The sequence below is a fragment of the Niallia sp. FSL M8-0099 genome, assembly GCF_038006945.1.
Classification (GTDB): domain Bacteria; phylum Bacillota; class Bacilli; order Bacillales; family Cytobacillaceae; genus Niallia; species Niallia circulans.
Map to the genome: position 1 here is coordinate 264,282 of NZ_JBBOWF010000002.1, position 18,662 is coordinate 282,943.

General features: G+C 34.1%; 18 protein-coding genes and 1 tRNA gene. 10 read left to right on the forward strand and 9 right to left on the reverse strand.

The window, feature by feature from the left end; all coding sequences use genetic code 11:
• The first annotated feature begins 49 nt into the window (after positions 1 to 49).
• The 3 genes from NSQ92_RS16200 to nspC all read left to right on the forward strand — a co-directional run bounded on the left by NSQ92_RS16200 (position 50) and on the right by nspC (position 2,751).
• Positions 50 to 125: transfer RNA gene (locus tag NSQ92_RS16200), tRNA-Ala, on the forward strand.
• 276 nt (positions 126 to 401) lie between these two features.
• On the forward strand, positions 402 to 1,601 hold the full coding sequence (locus NSQ92_RS16205) for a saccharopine dehydrogenase family protein (RefSeq protein WP_047942343.1): 1,200 nt from the start codon (positions 402 to 404) through the stop codon (positions 1,599 to 1,601).
• 10 nt (positions 1,602 to 1,611) lie between these two features.
• The gene (gene nspC, locus NSQ92_RS16210) at positions 1,612 to 2,751 is read left to right on the forward strand and encodes a carboxynorspermidine decarboxylase (RefSeq protein WP_047942180.1); all 1,140 of its coding nucleotides are present in this window, start codon (positions 1,612 to 1,614) and stop codon (positions 2,749 to 2,751) included.
• 87 nt (positions 2,752 to 2,838) lie between these two features.
• On the opposite strand, the gene NSQ92_RS16215 is transcribed toward nspC, so the two are convergent.
• The 4 genes from NSQ92_RS16215 to NSQ92_RS16230 all read right to left on the reverse strand — a co-directional run bounded on the left by NSQ92_RS16215 (position 2,839) and on the right by NSQ92_RS16230 (position 7,274).
• Complete coding sequence (locus NSQ92_RS16215; RefSeq protein WP_053215670.1) at positions 2,839 to 4,560, reverse strand: ATP-binding protein; 1,722 nt, start codon at positions 4,558 to 4,560, stop codon at positions 2,839 to 2,841.
• Between the two features lies 1 nt (position 4,561).
• Positions 4,562 to 5,734, reverse strand: a complete 1,173-nt coding sequence (locus NSQ92_RS16220) for a beta-ketoacyl synthase N-terminal-like domain-containing protein (RefSeq protein ID WP_341152956.1) — start codon at positions 5,732 to 5,734, stop codon at positions 4,562 to 4,564.
• A gap of 226 nt (positions 5,735 to 5,960) precedes the next feature.
• The gene (gene tlp, locus NSQ92_RS16225; protein ID WP_047942182.1) at positions 5,961 to 6,194 is read right to left on the reverse strand and encodes a small acid-soluble spore protein Tlp; all 234 of its coding nucleotides are present in this window, start codon (positions 6,192 to 6,194) and stop codon (positions 5,961 to 5,963) included.
• 84 nt (positions 6,195 to 6,278) lie between these two features.
• On the reverse strand, positions 6,279 to 7,274 hold the full coding sequence (locus tag NSQ92_RS16230) for a zinc-dependent alcohol dehydrogenase family protein (RefSeq protein ID WP_047942183.1): 996 nt from the start codon (positions 7,272 to 7,274) through the stop codon (positions 6,279 to 6,281).
• 188 nt (positions 7,275 to 7,462) lie between these two features.
• Between NSQ92_RS16230 and NSQ92_RS16235 the strand changes: the two genes are divergently transcribed.
• Both NSQ92_RS16235 and NSQ92_RS16240 read left to right on the forward strand, forming a co-directional pair.
• Positions 7,463 to 8,245, forward strand: a complete 783-nt coding sequence (locus NSQ92_RS16235) for an SDR family oxidoreductase (RefSeq protein ID WP_047942184.1) — start codon at positions 7,463 to 7,465, stop codon at positions 8,243 to 8,245.
• A 138-nt stretch (positions 8,246 to 8,383) separates the two neighbouring features.
• Positions 8,384 to 9,133: an NADPH-dependent oxidoreductase gene (locus NSQ92_RS16240; RefSeq protein WP_047942185.1), complete on the forward strand. Its 750-nt coding sequence runs from the start codon at positions 8,384 to 8,386 to the stop codon at positions 9,131 to 9,133.
• A 251-nt stretch (positions 9,134 to 9,384) separates the two neighbouring features.
• On the opposite strand, the gene NSQ92_RS16245 is transcribed toward NSQ92_RS16240, so the two are convergent.
• Complete coding sequence (locus NSQ92_RS16245; protein ID WP_341152957.1) at positions 9,385 to 9,753, reverse strand: hypothetical protein; 369 nt, start codon at positions 9,751 to 9,753, stop codon at positions 9,385 to 9,387.
• 123 nt (positions 9,754 to 9,876) lie between these two features.
• On the opposite strand from NSQ92_RS16245, the gene gsiB reads away from it, so the two are divergent.
• From gsiB to NSQ92_RS16260, 3 genes are all read left to right on the forward strand, one after another.
• Positions 9,877 to 10,248, forward strand: a complete 372-nt coding sequence (gene gsiB / locus NSQ92_RS16250) for a glucose starvation-inducible protein GsiB (protein WP_047942187.1) — start codon at positions 9,877 to 9,879, stop codon at positions 10,246 to 10,248.
• 528 nt (positions 10,249 to 10,776) lie between these two features.
• Positions 10,777 to 11,691: an HD domain-containing phosphohydrolase gene (locus NSQ92_RS16255; RefSeq protein ID WP_217275771.1), complete on the forward strand. Its 915-nt coding sequence runs from the start codon at positions 10,777 to 10,779 to the stop codon at positions 11,689 to 11,691.
• Entirely contained in the window at positions 11,688 to 12,008 is a 321-nt protein-coding gene (locus tag NSQ92_RS16260) for a hypothetical protein (protein WP_047942189.1), read from the forward strand. Before NSQ92_RS16255 ends, NSQ92_RS16260 begins: the two co-directional genes overlap by 4 nt.
• A gap of 531 nt (positions 12,009 to 12,539) precedes the next feature.
• Here NSQ92_RS16260 and ade read toward each other — a convergent pair.
• Positions 12,540 to 14,276: an adenine deaminase gene (gene ade, locus NSQ92_RS16265; RefSeq protein WP_061799012.1), complete on the reverse strand. Its 1,737-nt coding sequence runs from the start codon at positions 14,274 to 14,276 to the stop codon at positions 12,540 to 12,542.
• 371 nt (positions 14,277 to 14,647) lie between these two features.
• Between ade and NSQ92_RS16270 the strand changes: the two genes are divergently transcribed.
• Both NSQ92_RS16270 and NSQ92_RS16275 read left to right on the forward strand, forming a co-directional pair.
• Positions 14,648 to 15,214, forward strand: coding sequence for a chromate transporter (locus tag NSQ92_RS16270; RefSeq protein WP_061799014.1), 567 nt, complete (start codon positions 14,648 to 14,650; stop codon positions 15,212 to 15,214).
• Position 15,215: 1 nt separating this feature from the next.
• A complete protein-coding gene (locus NSQ92_RS16275) occupies positions 15,216 to 15,755 on the forward strand; it encodes a chromate transporter (RefSeq protein ID WP_061799016.1) in 540 nt (179 codons plus the stop codon).
• Between the two features lie 122 nt (positions 15,756 to 15,877).
• Here the strand turns inward: NSQ92_RS16275 and NSQ92_RS16280 are convergent, their stop codons facing one another.
• From NSQ92_RS16280 to NSQ92_RS16290, 3 genes are read right to left on the reverse strand one after another with little or no spacing between them, the layout of a single operon-like run.
• Positions 15,878 to 16,444: a 5' nucleotidase, NT5C type gene (locus NSQ92_RS16280; protein ID WP_047942193.1), complete on the reverse strand. Its 567-nt coding sequence runs from the start codon at positions 16,442 to 16,444 to the stop codon at positions 15,878 to 15,880.
• A 19-nt stretch (positions 16,445 to 16,463) separates the two neighbouring features.
• Positions 16,464 to 17,564, reverse strand: a complete 1,101-nt coding sequence (gene ribD, locus NSQ92_RS16285; protein ID WP_061799018.1) for a bifunctional diaminohydroxyphosphoribosylaminopyrimidine deaminase/5-amino-6-(5-phosphoribosylamino)uracil reductase RibD — start codon at positions 17,562 to 17,564, stop codon at positions 16,464 to 16,466.
• A 12-nt stretch (positions 17,565 to 17,576) separates the two neighbouring features.
• Positions 17,577 to 18,314 (reverse strand): GTP cyclohydrolase II, encoded by a 738-nt coding sequence (locus NSQ92_RS16290; protein ID WP_047942195.1) that lies wholly within the window; start codon positions 18,312 to 18,314, stop codon positions 17,577 to 17,579.
• Positions 18,315 to 18,662: the final 348 nt, after the last annotated feature.

Genomic DNA, 18,662 nt, shown 5'->3' on the forward strand with positions numbered 1-18,662 from the left:
CACTTGAAGTTTTTATTTAATTTTGTATAATGTATATAGATATTATTATGGGGGCTTAGCTCAGCTGGGAGAGCGCTTGCATGGCATGCAAGAGGTCGTCGGTTCGATCCCGATAGTCTCCACCATATTTTTCATAACCTAACGGCGATAATAGTCGTTTTTTTTATTTTATTTTCTAAAAGAGAGCAAGCTATTCTCTGAGAGGTTTCCTCTTAATCCCACAATAAATCATTTGTTAGCCCCCTCCTTTTCTTCCCTAATTTTACAGCTGAATTTCCTGTCTATAAATTTTCATTAAATTTTTTTTATATTTTACTGGATTATATAGATTATTTGACGCACATTATGTATAATCAGCCTTATTGAAATTTTTTAGGTAGTATTAAAGGAGGTTATTCATGTTGGGAAAAGCATTAATTATTGGTGCTGGCGGAGTGGCAAGTGTTGTCGCACATAAATGCTGTCAAGTACCAGATGTATTCGAAGAAATTTGCATTGCAAGCAGAACACTTTCAAAGTGTGAAGCAATTAAAGATAAAATTGATGGTGGCAAAACAAAGGTTACTGTTGCTCAAGTTGATGCTGATAAAACAGAAGAAGTAATCGAGTTAATCAATAGCTTTAAGCCAGAAATAGTAATCAACGTTGCATTACCATACCAAGATTTAACTATAATGGATGCGTGTCTAGCTACTGGGGTCCATTACTTAGATACTGCAAACTATGAACCACCTGAAACAGCTAAATTTGAATATAAATGGCAATGGGAATATAAGCAAAAGTTTGAAGAGGCTGGCTTAACCGCGCTCCTTGGAAGTGGGTTTGATCCTGGAGTAACAGGTGTTTTCACGGCTTATGCACAAAAACATCATTTTGATGAAATTAATTATATAGATATTGTTGATGCTAATGGCGGAGACCATGGCTATCCATTTGCTACAAACTTTAATCCAGAAATCAATATTCGTGAAATTACAGCGAACGGAAGATATTGGGAAAACGGCGAATGGATTGAAACACCACCACTTTCTGAAAAAAGAGAATATAATTTAGACCAAATTGGCCCTAAAAACATTTATCTTTTATACCATGAAGAACTAGAATCATTAGCAGTAAATATTAAAGGACTTAAGAGAATCCGTTTCTGGATGACTTTCTCTGATAATTATCTAAACCACTTAAAGGTTCTTGAGAATGTTGGAATGACATCTATTGAACCAATTAATTATGAAGGAAAAGAGATTATCCCATTACAGTTTTTAAAAGAAATTCTCCCTGATCCTGCATCACTTGGACCTAGAACAAAAGGGAAAACCAATATCGGCTGTATCATTCAAGGTACAAAAGATGGAAAGCCTAAAACTTATTATGTATATAATATTTGTGATCACCAAGAATGTTATCGCGAGGTAGGATCTCAAGCAATCTCATATACAACTGGTGTTCCAGCGATGATTGGTGCCATGCTTATCATGAAAGGCCAATGGAAGCGTCCAGGCGTATACAATGTAGAGGAATTTGATCCAGATCCATTCATGGATGCATTAAATAAATATGGATTACCATGGCAGGAGAACTTTTCTCCAACTCTTATAGATTGAGAGGAATGAAATGAAAAAGATTGACTTTACAAAAGCTCCATCACCAAGTTACGTAGTGGACGAGCGTCTTTTAACAAGAAACTTAGAAATTTTACAGTCTGTACAGGAACGTACAGGGGCAAAAATTCTACTTGCATTAAAGGGGTTTTCCATGCACTCTGTATTTCCTCTAGTAGGTAAATACTTAGCAGGAGTAACATCCAGTTCGTTATTCGAAGCTAGACTTGGCTATGAGAAAATGGGAAAAGAAGTACATGCATATGCACCTGCATATGCAGAAAGCGAATTTGATGAATTACTTCAATATACAGACCATATCGTCTTTAATTCGCATAGTCAGTGGAATCGATTTAAAGATAAGGTTCAAAAAGCGGGGAAGAAAATTGATGTAGGTCTTCGAATCAATCCTGAATACTCAGAAATTGAAACACAGCTTTATAACCCATGTGCTCCTTATTCTCGATTTGGTATTACCTTAGATAACTTTAATCCAGAAGAATTAGATGGAATAGATGGACTTCATTTTCATACGATGTGTGAGCAAAATTCGGATACTTTAAAACGCACGATAAAAGTAGTCGATGAGAAGTTCGGCGAATATATAAAAAAAATGAAGTGGATTAATTTTGGTGGAGGACACCATATTACTCGTCCAGATTATGATATTGAAACTTTAGTTGAATCTATATTATTTATAAAAGAAAAATATAATGTAGATGTTTATTTAGAACCAGGCGAAGCCATTGCATTGAATACAGGTTACTTAGTATCCACTGTCCTTGATATTGTTCATAATGGAATGGATATTGCTATACTTGATACATCAGCAACTTGTCATATGCCAGATGTACTTGAAATGCCATATCGACCTAATATTATTGATGCTGGGAAGCCTGGTGAAAATGAATATACCTATAGACTTGGCGGTATGACGTGCTTAGCCGGAGATGTTATTGGGGATTATTCTTTCAAAAAACCACTAAAGCCTGGCGATAAAATTGTATTCTGCGACATGGCCCACTATACAATGGTTAAAAACCATATGTTCAACGGCGTTAATTTACCTTCTATTGCTTCTTATAATGAAGAAGAAGGCTTAAAAGTTGTTCGCCAGTTTGTCTTCGAAGATTACAGTAATCGCTTATCTTAATTGAAATGATTCAAAAAGCGGATGTTTAAAAGGGGTTTTCCCCTTAAACATCCGCTTTTTATTTGTTACGCAACTCTCTATACATCTTTAAAGAAAACACGGTAAGACAATGGTAACTGCAGTTCCCCATCCCTCTTTACTTTTCACTACCATATCTCCTTTATTTTGCTTGAGAAGCTTTAAACATATCGTTAAGCCTATGCCAGTTCCTTTTTCTTTGCTTGTATAATACGGTTCTCCAATCCTAGCTAGTCTTTCTTTACTTATTCCGTCTCCATTATCAATTATTCTAATTCTACAAAAATCATCTTTTTGGTCGAGTATTGCTTTTACTTTCCCTGTTTGAGGTTCAATTGCCTCTATACTATTTTTCAATATATTTAATAAAACTTGTTTAAATTGAGAATTATCAATTGAAGCTATTATTTCTTTATTCTCTCTATTTTCTAAGATGATCTCTTTATTTTGTTCATTAGCCAGGGCATGAAATAGGACTTTTAGATTTTTTAATTCTAAAAATGCTTTTGTAATCGGAAGAGCATTATTATCATTTTCTTTCGCCTCAGGTTTACTTAGTATAAGCAACTCTTTTAAGACTTCATTAATCCGATCAATTTCATCCAGTAATATCGTTTCATAGCCAGAAGCATCGTTTTTTTCCTTCAAAAGCTGGATAAACCCTCTAATAGTTGTCAACGGATTTCGAATTTCATGGGCAACACTGGCAGCCATCTCTCCTACCACTTTTAATTTTTCAGAAGAAATCATTAGTTGTTCATTATGCTTCTGATCCGTAATATCATGTCCAAAATAGATATGATATTCTTCTCCAGTACTATGTATAAGTTCCTTTTTCCCCCATATAATAAAATAGTTCTTCCCGCTGCTATCGACAAATCGATGCGGTTCGTCTGTCTCCATATTAATACGTTTTTCTATATAAGAAAATGGACGCCCTAACCAATTATTGTTTTCAAGCGATAATAGCTTTAAGAAGGAAGGATTCATTTTTACTATTTGTTCCTTCTTATTTTTAACTAATAAATAATTCGGGTTTATATCCATAATAGCTTCGAGTAACTCACTTTGCCTCGATAACTCTGCATTCATATTATTCAGATGTGTCGATTGCATTTGAAAAAAGCTTAAAAATAAAATAACTGCCGCTATCAAAGAGTTAAAACTAGAGAAAAATAATGGAATAAAAATAAAACCACTAAATACACCATTAATATAGATGATTAAAACAGCGATTACAAATTTGATATAAAAGCTTTTATAAATGGGATCCCTAATTTTAAAGGAAATCACCAATAAAATGATAGTGTTCAAATATAATAAAACAATATTTAAGATGAATAATACATTCCACTTTCCGTAAATAGGAAGAATATACTTAGAAGAAAGTAAATTTCCATCCATAACAATAAAATCCTTCACACCAAGGCTAGTAAAATTAATAAAATAGGCAAATAAACTATATAAAATTAAAACGTATAAAAATGGCTTATTAAACAATACTCTAAATCGTTTAAACTCTTTATGTTCACTTACTAAATAATATGAAAAATAATACATAACTGGCATTATACAAATAGTTCCTAGCCGGAATATTTTAAATAAGAGTTCAATTGTCCCCTGACTTAAGAAATCTCCTGCATATAAAACTGCGATATCCATTTGCCAGAAGGAGAGCATACATAAGAAAAGAGATAAGGCTTTTGTTAATTGAGACTGTGAATAAAAAATAATAGTCACAGAAATAATGAGTGGAACTAACGAAACCATCAATAATAATATAGCTTCCACTTTATGCTCCTCCTTTTGTTATCATCGCGCACCCATTATTTCCTCCATATCCATGTGCTGTTATTAAAACGCGATCAACATCTTCTGTAATTAGCTGTGTCACTATTGGATAATCTCGATAATAATCAGATATTTCCTGACTTATGGTTGCAGGAATAAAGCTTTTTTTGATACTTATTAAAGAAGCTATTATTTGAAAAAGCGGCGAAACTCCCATTGCATGCCCGACCGTTCCCTTAATGGATGTAATAGGAATCTTAGATCCTGCAAAAAACCTCTTATATACACCGATTTCAATATGATCATTTTCCAATATTCCTAAAGCTTGACTATTTATGTAGGTTGGCATATTCTCTTGTAAACATTCAGCAACTGCTTTTTCCATAAGCAAACCTGTTGAGTCTGACTGAAAAGGAGAGATAGCGTCCTGTGTTACACTTGTAGCTTCTACTTTTCCTAATATGGATGCATGACGCTGAATGGCTACTTGCTCATTTTCAACAATTAAAACACCTGCTCCTTCCGAAATCGAAAATCCTTTCCCACCTGAAAATGGCCCAAAAGAGGGTTGAGGATTATTTCCAGCTTGTAAAACACGATGTGGAAGGAACCCTTTTATTATAGGATCACAAATTGATTCATCACTAGCACCAACTATGCAAACATCAATTTGATTTGACTCAATTAATATTCTCGCTAAATTTAATGCATCTATACCCGATGTACAACTATTTGCCAATGATAATGCTATACCATTTAACTGCAAATAAGCACTAATGCTAGAAGATAGAGAATTAGCATTCATATTTCCAATAGTATAAGGAGAAAGCCTCTTGCCTTTTTCCAAAGAAAAAGTGGCTTTACTGATTTCTGCTAAGCCACCAGCCGAAGAACCGACAATGACCGCTGTTCGATAGTCTCTAACGCTTATATTGGCCTGTTCTATTGCTTCTTTACATGCATGGAGAATCATACGAACAGGTTTAGACATTTTTTCTTGCCTTTTATGTACCTTGTTTATTTGCTCTTCCCTCACTCTACCTGTGTATATGTATTTCCCTTCATATTTCTCCTGTTTCAACATACTTTTATTACTTTGAAGCACTGTCATAAACTCTACTATATTGGAAAATCCTGCTCCTATTATTCCCATTCCAGTAATAACTGCTTTCATCTTAATTCTCCTATAAAAGTATTCATATATATATTACTATGAAAATCGTTTTACAGCAGTAAATTCCGAGAAATTTCTAAATTGCCACAAAACAAATAAAAAACTGCACGAAAGTATTTCCACCTTATAAGATAAATTGGCTAATTTCTTCGAGAACAAAATAATTAGCTTTATTCTATCCTATAAAGTTAAAATCTAACGTGCAGCCTATTCTAATCCTTTTTACTTACTGATACCCATTTTCTCTATCAGATGCTTCATCTTGGATTTCTTCTCTAAACGACTGAACTGCAGCTTCTCTTCTTTTATTCTTTTGTTGAATCATTTCTTTTTCATCAGAACTCGCATTTACCAGCGTTTCTTCTGCTTTATCGATATTTTCTAACGTGTTTTGTACCATGTCCTGTAATTTTTCTACATTATCAGAACGATTATCAGGGTTTGGCTTTTGATAACTCATGATGATTCCTCCTTCCTAATACACTACGTATGTATTTTGGTTATCTACGGAATTTTTTATACAAAGCTTCTCAACAAATGTAACCTACCATTTATTAACAAGAACTACTTTTCCAACAGCTTTGCCTGATTCTAAATATTCATGCGCTTTACTAATTTCCTCGAAAGAAAATGTTTTTTTATCAAGTAGTGGTTTTAACTTATTTTCTTCTACTATCTTCGTGATATTGCGTAAAATATCCCCATGCTCTATTCGCGAATCCTCATTAAGCATCTTGAGAAGCATAAATGTTACATGTAACGAAAGCCCCTTTGAATGTAAAGGAGTTAAATCATGTGTTGATCTGGCAGCAATGGTTAAGACACTTCCATTTAAAGCTGCTGCTTCAAAGGATTGGTCTAGATTTCTACCGCCGACAGTATCAAAGATCAATGGATAGCCTTTTCCATCCGTATATTTATCAATATATTCTTTCACCGACACATCTCGATAATTAATAATATGATCTGCACCTATTTTTTTAACAATCACTTGCTTTTCTATGGTTGAAACGGTTGTAGAAACAATAGCTCCGGCCCATTTAGCGAGCTGAATGGCAATATGGCCGACCCCGCCTGCTCCACCATGAATAAGGATATTATCTCCTTTCTTTAATCCCCCCTTAGTAAATAATGATTCCCATGCAGTTATCCCAACAAGAGGGATTGCAGCTGCCTCTTCCATAGTGATATTTCTTGGTTTATGTGCTAATAGTCGATAATCAGCAATCATATATTCAGCCAATGCACCTTGTAATCCCTTAAAACCGCCAGCACATCCATATACTTCATCACCAATTTGAAAGGATTGTACCGCTTCTCCTACTTCTTCAATAACGCCTGCTACATCTCCGTGTAATATAGCGGGAAAAGACGGAGAAACACCTGGTACTGCTCCACTTCTCACTTTAATATCAATAGGATTGACACTAGTAGCTTTTACTTTTATTCGGACTTGGTGTGGCAATAAATCAAGTGTTTCTATTTCCTTCAACTTAAATACCGTAGACTCACCAAATGCTTCAATTATCATCGCTTTCAATGAAAATCATCTCCTTTCTCTCCATATTACCGAATATAAACGATTTTTTCGAAAATTTAGTATTAAAATTTTAATTATTTACTTACCAACTCATAAAACGTTTCTATTTCATTAAAAATGGATATTAGTATCTTATATCTATCATAATAACAATATCATTATCGATATTGATCGAGGAGGATACTAAAATGAATGACCTTAAAAATAAAGTAGCGATAATTACCGGGGCAGCTTCCGGGATTGGAAAAGCAGCAGCCATCTCACTTGCAAATAAAGGAATGAAAGTAGCACTAGTAGACTTAAATGCTGATGAGCTAGAAGAAGTGAAAGCAACGATTAATAAAAAAGGTCAAGAAGCGATCTCATTAGAAGCCAATGTCGCAGAGCCTCCTTCCATTCAACAGGCTATTGAGGAAACCGTAAAAAAATGGAATAGAATAGATACAGTTTTTATTAATGCGGGAATTAACGGGGCAGTGTCTTCTATTGAAGACCTGACACCCTCTGAATGGGATACAACCATTGAAACAAATTTGAAAAGTACATTTTTAACTGTTAAATATAGCATTCCCCATATGAAAACCAATGGTGGCAGTATTATTATAACAAGCAGTATTAACGGAAATCGCATTTTTAAAAACTTCGGAATGTCTGCTTATAGTACATCGAAAGCTGGACAAGTGGCATTTGGAAAAATGGCGGCATTAGAATTAGCCCAATACAAAATAAGAGTCAATATGATCTGCCCTGGAGCAATCGATACAAATATAGAAAAGAATACTTTTAAAGATGAAGAACACTTAAAAGAAATAACTATCCCTGTTGAATATCCAGACGGGAACCAACCATTGTCCCAGCAATCTGGAAGCGCTCAACAAGTAGCTGATCTAGTTTATTTCTTAAGTTCTGACTTATCTAATCATATTACTGGTACAGAAGTATATATAGACGGCGCTGAATCTCTCTTATAAAATTCAAAAACCTGCCTATTTTGTTATTGGTAGGTTTTTTTATGCTAAAAAGTTGTCATGACTCTATCTGGCTCAATGAGATATTTTTTCTTTTCGCTATGCTAAAATAAAGAAAATACGAAAAAGGAGAATCACTAGATGAATGAAATCATACAACATTTAAAAAAACATCGATCTTATCGTAAATATCAAGATAAAGAAGTAAGTTTGGAATCACTGCACTCAATTATGGAAGCAGCACAAAGTGCCCCTTCTTGGATTAATGGACAGCATGTTACAGCCATCTTGGTTCGAGATAAGGATAGAAAGAGACATTTAGCTGAATTATGCGGGAATCAAAAGCATGTTGAAAATGCTCCGGTCTTCCTCATCTTTTGTGCTGATTTCTATCGAGCAAAGTTAGCTAGTGAAATGGAAGGAAAGGAGTTTAAAGCAATCGATGATGTTGATACGCTCTTAATTGGGGCTACGGATGTTGGTCTGGCCATACAAAATGCCATTACTGCTGCCGAGTCACTCGGGTTAGGAACAGTTCCCATAGGAGGTATTCGTCGGAATTCTTTAGAGGTAATTGACTTCTTGCAATTACCTAGCTATGTCATACCAATTGCTGGACTCTGCCTTGGATATCCTGATGGGGATCCCGGATTAAAACCTAGATTACCTTTACAAGGTGTTCTTCATGAAGAAAAGTATGATAGAAATCAACAGGAAATGCTTGAAAAATATAATCAAACATACAGCGAGTATTTAAAGAACAGAGGGGAAACCCCAGTGGGATGGACCAATCGCATTGCAAACTTTTATGATAAATCCTACTACCCAAGTAATGCTAAAATGATTAAACAACAAGGATTCCTAGCGAAAGATATGCAAGATAACAATTAAAATGAAAGTAGCTATTATTAAAATGGTTCTCATATACCCGTTTTGTAATAGCTATTTTCTTTATTTTATTTAGGGAAACTTATTCCAAAAGTAGTCCCTTTTTCTAACATATGCACTATCCATTTCGCGTTAGAGAGGCAAAAACTTCTTAATTTATCCTTAAAATACTACCCTTTCTTTCATCTAAAAAAGGCAGCTTTCCTCTCCTTCAATAAAAGGAAAAGAAATAACTGCCTCTTTTTTATACCAGTTTAGATTACTTCTGGAAGAATAAAATAATTCGCTAGTTTAGCATTTACATGTGTCTGCCAATGATGTAATGGTACTCCATTCTTCTCTAATATTTTATAGGCATGAACCCACGCACTCATCTCTGCGTTGACACGATAAGACCAATCATGCAACCATTTATCATGATCGAGGTCGCCATTGACATAATCAATAACATGGCCAATTTCATGTGCAAGTGCATAGATATTTTCCAATGAAAATTGATAAGGAACCGTTATATACATATTTGTATTAAAACTAATTTTTTTTGTCGAATCATATACAACTTTGCATCCTAAATCTTCAGCAACCTCTACTACTTTCATAAATTTTTCTCTCGTAACTTTCATTCACATTTTCCCCTTTACCAAAATTTTCTATACCAAAAAATATATATTTATGTTTATTATGTTCAAATTCGGCTATATAACCAATGTAACGTTAATTAAAAATCTTTAATAGGAGTGATAGAAATGGCAGACAACAAAATGAGCAGAGAAGAAGCAGGTAGAAAAGGCGGAGAAGCTACTTCTAAAAATCACGACAAGGATTTTTATCAAGAAATCGGACAAAAAGGTGGACAAGCTACTTCTGAAAACCACGACAAAGAATTCTACCAAGAAATCGGTAAAAAAGGTGGAGAAACCACTGCTGAAAACCACGACAAAGAATTCTACCAAGAAATCGGTAAAAAAGGTGGAGAAACCACTGCTGAAAACCACGACAAGGAATTCTACCAAGAAATCGGTAAAAAGGGTGGAGAAGCTACTTCTGAAAACCACGATAAAGACTTCTACCAAGAAATTGGTCGAAAAGGTGGAAATTCACGTAACGACAATAATTAATAGATACAGAAATATCCACTCACCCATAGTAGGATATGGGTAACAACCAAGTGGAAATTCCACCAAAACTAGTTAAATAATTAAAGTAATGAAGGATAAAAACTGAGAAACAACCATTTAAGTGGCTGACCTGTACAAGATCAATTCTTTGTATTAGGTCAGCCCTTTTACATTATTATATTATATATTATTCAGAAAAGTTATTCAAAGATTTGATTTTGATTTTTGTTAGCACTTAATAAATAACAAACTCCTTTTTCCCGTTTTTAATTCTTTCCATATTTTATCGTTGTTCAGATAATTTGTAATTTAATGCTATTATTTCCATACAACATTTGTTACAATATTTTTGTTGAGTTTTACAAATTTCGATAATCTACTCTCTTTAACACGATAAATATAATATAATCTAATATACCTATTAAAATAACATTATTTATGATTTAAAATAACTATAATTGAGATTTTTATAGATTATATTAATCTATTTTTATTGTAAATAGAGAGAGGGAGTAAATCGTGGGCATCATGAATGCAGGTGAGTTTATAGAAACCGTTTATTTTAAAGGTCTCCAAATTTCGTTAATGGCCGCTGGAGATGGAACCGAAGTAATCTATCATAAATTACAACCCGGTTCTAGTTGGGCACTTGGCCCGGAAGAGAATTGGACTGGTCTTGAATTTATATATATACTCTCTGGAAAATTACTTTATCATACGGATGAAAGAACAATCGAATTAAGTACTGGACAATCTTTCTCTGAGAGTCCCATAATGAAATTCACCAATTTTTATTCTCAGGAAGAAACTGAGTTTATATATGTAACAAGTCAGCCAGTTTTTCATAATTATAGCAAACTTTCTAAAGATTTAATGGAATTAGCCATATCTATTGAGGAGAAAGATGGCTATACCGTTGATCATTGTGAAAGAATTAAACATTATTCCATGTTGGTGGGAAAAGCACTAGAATTGTCCACTAAACAAATTACACTGTTAAATCTCGCCTCGTTTTTTCATGATGTTGGAAAGGTTAGAGTCCCATTAGAAATTCTTCAAAAACCTAGTAAGTTAACTAGTGAAGAATGGGAGATTATGAAAAAACATACCACATTTGGAAGACAGTTATTAGAAGAAGCGAACATCCCTCTATTAAATGAAATTGCATTAATTGTTGAACAGCATCATGAAAGATATGATGGAAAAGGTTATCCAAAAGGTCTGAAAGAAGATGAGATTACCATCGAATCTGCAATTATATCAGTTGTTGATTCCTTTGATGCAATGACTACAGACAGAGTATATAAAAAGGGCAAATCTGCCGAAGAAGCTTTTCAAGAAATTTTAAATAACCGGGGTACTATGTATCACCCTAAAGTGGTCGATACTTTTATAGCACTAAAAGAAGAAATAATTAAATATGAAAAAGGAGAGAGCTTATGAAAAAATTAGTATGGAGTTTATTAGCTGTAGTATTAATTGTATCCTTTCAAGTAAAGCCTGCTGAAGCTGCTTACCTACCTGAGTATGACAAATACATCGAAGTCTCTTATGATCAAGCAAGACAAATTGCAGATGCACTTGGACTCAAAAATGTACCACTAGGTGAACAAACTGCCCAGATTTCTTTTGATGTTCAAGAAAAAGTTATCGCGAAAATCGAAAAAATCCTTGGTAAAGAAATTGACCGTTACTATATTTGGTTAACAGTTAACGGCGAAAAAGTCCTCGGAATTGACCCTCCAATTCCACAAGCTTAATACAAAAAAGCATCGAAGGCATAATCGGTTTCGATGCTTTTTTATCCTTATATCCTAATAGCCTTTACTTAGACTTCCATATTTACGTAAAATTAATAAGTAACTTTATCCATCCAAAAAAAGAAATCCATAATGGGATACTAATAATAACTCCCCATTTTAGTCCATTAAAAAAGTTTGTTTGTTCTTCCATCGTTATCCACTCCTTATTAGTAAGTAGATCTATACATTTATTATATTAGAAAACGCTTTCATTATTACTGATTTTCTTATAACCTCTATGCTTATATTATTAATTTGTATACCTTTATAAAATTATTCTCTATTTTTAGCAAGTTTAAACATACAATTTTTAACTAACATGGATAATATCGTAATTTTTAACCGCTGCCTTAATTTTAGGTATGAAAAAAACCCGAAATCTCTTTCGGGTAAAATATATTTTAAGAGGGGAAACTCTTAACCTGTTTATAGAATACCGAATAATTATGAACAAATAATGAACAAAAGATTAAAAAATAAAAAAATCTATTATAAATTAAGGGATATATCTTTATAGGAAAATGATTGAAAGTCGAATAGTCCTTTATCTGTTAATTTCAAGGCAGGAATTACCGTTAATGATAAAAAAGATAAAGTTAAGAATGGATTAAAGGTATCATACCCTTGCAGAATTTGGACCTTATGATTTAATATTTTTAGTTGTTCGTACACGGTTAAATAATCTTGATCAGAAATCAATCCAGCTATTGGTAAGGGAAGTGTCGCTACAACTTTACCTTCTGATACTACAACGATTCCTCCCTTTATTTCTTGTAACTCTTGAATAGCAGATAGTAAATCAGCATCGTTTGTGCCAACTGCAACAATATTATGGGAATCGTGAGAAATGGTCGTGGCTATTGCACCTCTTTTAAAGCCAAATCCTTTCACAATCGCTTTTCCAATATTCCCAGTTTGATGATGTCTCTCGACTACTACAAGTTTTAGTTGATCCTTTTCTAATGATGGCTGAAAATAGCCATCTACTACTGGTACTTTTTCGATTACTTCCTTCGTTACAATACTATTAGGAATAATTTCGATTATATGGCATCTTTCAGAAGTTAATGGTAGCTTTAAGTCAGCTGATGACACTTTTGCACAATTTATTGTCGGTAAATTCGTACCCAAATAGGATGGTTTGAAGCGTTCCACTTCTCTTCTTAATTTTCCCTTTTCCACCACACATTGACCATTTCTATATACACTATGAATGGAAAATTCCTCAAGATTATCTAAAAGTAGAAAATCTGCGCGGTAACCTGGAGAAACTGCCCCGATCGAATCTAACTGAAAACATTCGGCAGCATTAATGGTGGCCATTTGAATAGCAATAATCGGATCTAGTCCTTCTTGTATCGCTAATCGTACGCTATGATTTACACTCCCCTCTTCCACTAAATCATCTACCAATTTATCATCTGTTACAAACAAACATCTTCGCGAATTTCTCATTGTTATTGCAGGTAATAAAGCCTTTAAATCTTTCGCAACCGTTCCCTCTCTTATCATCAGATACATTCCTAAATCTAACCGATCTTTTGCTTCTTGTAGTGTGGTTGCTTCATGATCATTTCGAATTTCAGCTGCGCTATATACATTTAATTTCTCTCTTTCAATTCCAGCAGCATGACCATCCATTAAACGATTTTGTTTTTTTGTCAAAATAAATTTATCTATCATATCTGACTGCGTTTCATAAACAGATGGAAAATCCATTATTTCTGCTAAGCCAAGTACTCTATCATATGAATAAAAGGGTGCTAAATCCTTTGCATATAGTGTTGCTCCATTTGAATCCTCTGGAACTGCAGGAACACAAGATGGTAACATGACACGAATATCTATCGGAAGATCTTCTGATGCATCCAGCATATATTGAATCCCCGCTGCCCCTGCCACATTTGCAATCTCATGCGGATCTGTGATAACAGTCGTTACACCATGCAATAATAATATTTTGGCAAATTCTTGCGGTGTAAGCATACTGCTTTCTATATGTACATGGCCATCAATGAGGCCCGGAACGATATATTTGCCTTCGGCATCAATTATTTGTTTCCCTTTATAGCTTCCAATTCCTGCTATTCTATCATCTGCAATTGCTACATCCCCATCCATTAGTTCTCCTGTAAAAACATTAACAATTTTACCATTTGTAATTACTATATCAGCTGGCTCTTTTTTGGCAGAAATTCTAATCCTTTTCTCCAATTTAGCTCTCAAGTCTGAATCCCCCTTTTTTATTCTGAATATTCACATTTTTAAAATTAAGCCACTACCACTTGAAAAGAATGAAACTATTTTATAATTTCTTAAAAACTCTACTATAAAGAACTTTATTTCCTGAAGTAAATCAAAGAATAACCAAAATAGAAAGGGTATAATGAAGAATTATTTACGAAAGCTAGATGATAATAACTTTAACTTAAATATATTTTTATTATTTTAATATATGTTGGTTTAATTTTCAATGAGTAAGAGTAATAAAACATATACATGCTTTCTATATTCCTTAAACAAAATATAAAATTAGTGGTAAGATAATTACGTGTCATTACTATCGTTAGAGTTGTTAAGAAAGGAGATATATCTTTATGTATAAAGATTTAATTCTAGGCATGCTTCGGGCTGGCATTTTCGGCTTTGGTGGTGGTCCTTCTGTTATTCCTCTGTTTCGTCACGAAGCAGTAACAAAATATAAGTGGATGGCTAATGATGAATTTGGGGATGCTTTAGCAATTGCGAATACACTTCCTGGACCTATTGCCACAAAATTAGCTGCCTATATAGGTTATCATCAAAAAGGGATAATCGGAGCAATCATAAGCGTAATCGTTCATATACTACCGACTTGTTTAGCAATGGTATTCTTATTTTCCTTTATCTCTATCCTCAGTCATTCACCAATAATAACAAGTATGATTGGAGCAGTCGTTCCTGTCATTGCCGTTATGCTTGGCTTAATGGCATATGAGTTTGGAGAAAAGGCGGTCAAAGGATTAGGAATCTATGCTGGAATTGGATTAACACTTGTCTGCCTTCTATTGCTACAAGTATTTTCCATACATCCAGGTATTGTTGTACTTATTTTTCTTATCTATGGAGCATTCCATTTTAAATTAAAAGATAAACTTCTACATAACAAAGAAAGAGGCATATAAGATGATTTTTGTAAGTATTTTCCTCAGTTTTCTTGTAGCAAATTTATTAGGTTATGGCGGTGGTCCTGCTTCTATTCCTTTAATGTATGAGGAGATAGTTAATCGATATAATTGGTTATCCAACATTGAATTTTCCAATATGCTCGCTTTTGCTAATGCTCTGCCGGGACCAATTGCTACCAAAATAGCTGCATATGTAGGCTTTGGAGTTGGAGGATGGGGTGGATTTATTGTTGCTTTATTGGCAACTATTCTCCCTTCAGCAGTTGCTCTTATTTTTTTATTAAAATTAATGAAAAAACATCAAAATTCGAAGATTGTCAAAGGCATGACGCTTCTTGTACAGCCTGTAATAACAGCATTAATGTTGGTTTTAACCTATGAAATGTTTCAAGATTCCTATCATTCCATCGGTATCATTCAATCTGTTTGCATTGCTGTCATTGCCTTTTTATTACTGCAGAAGTGGAAGGTACATCCTGCCCTAGTTATAATAATAGCCTTTCTATACGGAGGATTCATTGCTCCTCATTTAAGCTAAAAAGCTCTTTAAAAGAAGGGTTGGCAATTCATATCATAGAAAAAGATAAATACATGAGCTATGAAAGGTAAATTAATATACGAAATAGCCTGAATGAGGCACTCAGGCTATTTCTATTCCTATTAACTTTCATACAAAGCTCGCAGCTGGTTCCACTCCTTTATTCTATTCAACTCCTCTAAATGTTGATTATAGGGATGATCCTTTACATACAGCTTTGTGGTATATCCTTGAAGCGTTTCTAGGACAGCAGGTTTATCATCAAAATAGTAGTCTAATTGAAGCTCCTGGATGATACAAATTTTCTCGTGATCTTCCATTCCACAAAAAAAATGACTATCAATCACCGGAAACCCTGCTTGCTTCATCCAATCTTTCGTCTTTTCGGCAAATTGTTTTTTTCGTGCTGTAATATAATAAACCTCATGACCATTACTAACAAGTTCATTTAGTGCTTCAATGGCATCTGGAAAAGGAGGACAATTTGTAAAATATATTTCTTCTCTAAGAGAGTTCCAAAGCTGCTTTCCTTCAGTAGCATTTAATCCAAATGGTTCGTGAATTTCAACCGTTTTTAATGCATGGAAGTCTTTTAATGGAATATTTTTCTTTAACTTATGATTATAAAGTTCAAAAGCATGTTGTCTTAAATTGATAAGTGTATCGTCTATATCAAAACCAAACTTCATTATTTCCTCCGTAGAAACACTATTTAATTATATCGGGATAAGCAGTTATTTTCATATCCGCGCCCACCCATTCCGTCTTTTCAAATCTTAAGGAAACTGCTTCATCTACTGTATCAATATCTTCCCCTTTAAATGGTGTAAAGGAATTGGCACCACCTACTATTTTAGGAGCAATATATACTAAATACTTTTGAATAAGTTGCTGACGCATAAAACTTGCATTTACTTCACTTCCACCTTCAAGAAGAATATCTGTAACTCCACGTTTATATAATTCCTTTAAAACTATCTCCAAATCTAATTTCCCCTGAATAGAAGGAACTGTGAATAATTCTACACCCTTTTCTTTTAAAACAGCTGCTTTCTCTGATTGAAGGGTAGCACTTGTAGCAATGATTGTTTTTGCTTCCCTACAATCAGTAATATTAGCATCTAGGGGTGTTCTTAAATTTGCGTCCAAAATAATCCGAATTGGATTCTTTGATGGCCCCTCTAATCGAGTTGTTAATTTAGGATTATCAGCGAGCACAGTACCAACACCAACTAAGATTGCATCTACTTCATTTCTTAAAAGATGCACTTCTTTTCTTGCTTCTTCTCCTGTAATCCACTGACTATGTCCTGTATGGGTAGCAATTTTGCCGTCTAAGGTCATTGCTACCTTAGATATGACAAAAGGTTTTTCATGTATCATATTATGAATAAAACGTTCATTTAATTGCTGGGCTTCTTTTTTTAGAACACCAACTTCTACATCAATTCCTGCTTCCCTCAAGATGTTAATACCTCGTCCAGCAACTTGCGGATTTGGATCTTCTGTGGCTACTACCACTCTTTTCACTCCAGAGTCTTTCACTAAAAGTGCACAAGGTGGTGTTTTCCCATAGTGTGAGCATGGCTCTAGCGTCACATAAAGAGTTGCATCTTTTGCATGGTCTCCAGCCATTTTAAAAGCATGGACCTCAGCATGTGGCTCTCCTGCTTTGCGATGGAGGCCAGTTCCGACAATTACTCCGTCCTTTACAATGACAGCTCCCACAACTGGATTTGGATTTGTCTTACCAAGTGCAGATGCTGCAAGGTCTAACGCTATTCTCATATAATCTTGATCATGCTTCATACCTTATTCTCCTTAAATGGTCACTGTATTTTTCAAGGGAATATGACCAGATTTATTCACTTTCGTGTTTAAATAATTCTCATTATAAGTTGAGACATCCCCCCATAAGGGAATATTTTCTTCTGCTGTAAGACCAAGTTTTTTAAGTGCATCAAGCTTCTTTGGATTGTTAGTTATTAATTTAACTGGTTTTTGTCGAAGGGCTTGAAGTACTTTAATCGGTGCTTCATAACTTCTTAAATCATCAGGAAAATCTAGTGCGAGATTTGCCTCCACAGTGTCTAGACCATTTTCTTGTAAAAGGTAAGCAAGGGATTTAGTAAATAGCCCAATACCTCTTCCTTCATGATTAGCTAAATAAAAGAGAGCTCCATTTCCATTCTCTACAATCATGCGCATCGATTCTTTTAATTGATATCCGCAATCACAACGTTTACTACCAAAAATGTCGCCAGTATGACATATACTATGCATACGTATTAATGCATTTTCTGCATTTTTGAAGTCACCGTATACTAAAACAGAGGATTGTTGATAATCCGCTAAATGTAAACTCGGTAAAGAACGAAGTACTTCCTCTTTCGTTTCATCCTTCTTTATCGGTAACCATGTATACCATTGAAATGTCACTACTTGATCGTCCAATTGAACTGGTAATTTTACTGGTCCAACTAAACTTAAATTCTGTTCTTCATTAAATGCGATTATTTCCATCTTATTTTGAAGAAGATCGATAACATTTTGATCCATTACAAAATCTCCTTTATCTTCTGTTATGTTCTTACTTTTATTTCTTATCGGTATAGAATTTTTGATTATTAAAGTTCTTTACACTTACTATATGTAAAATATAAAGAATGTAGACAAACTGATACTTACGATACGTAAGTAAGTTTATTATTATAAGAAACGCTCGTCAAGGAATCAGCTCGATTTAATTAACTTAAACCAATTGGATTACTCAACTTTCGCCCTTCATCTTTTTATGCGTATAATCATATAGCAAATCTTTTTTTCGCACAATTCGTAACTACTTCCCTCAATTAAGAAGAAGCAAAGCCCTATACATTGATTTTTTCCTTCAATTACTATATAATT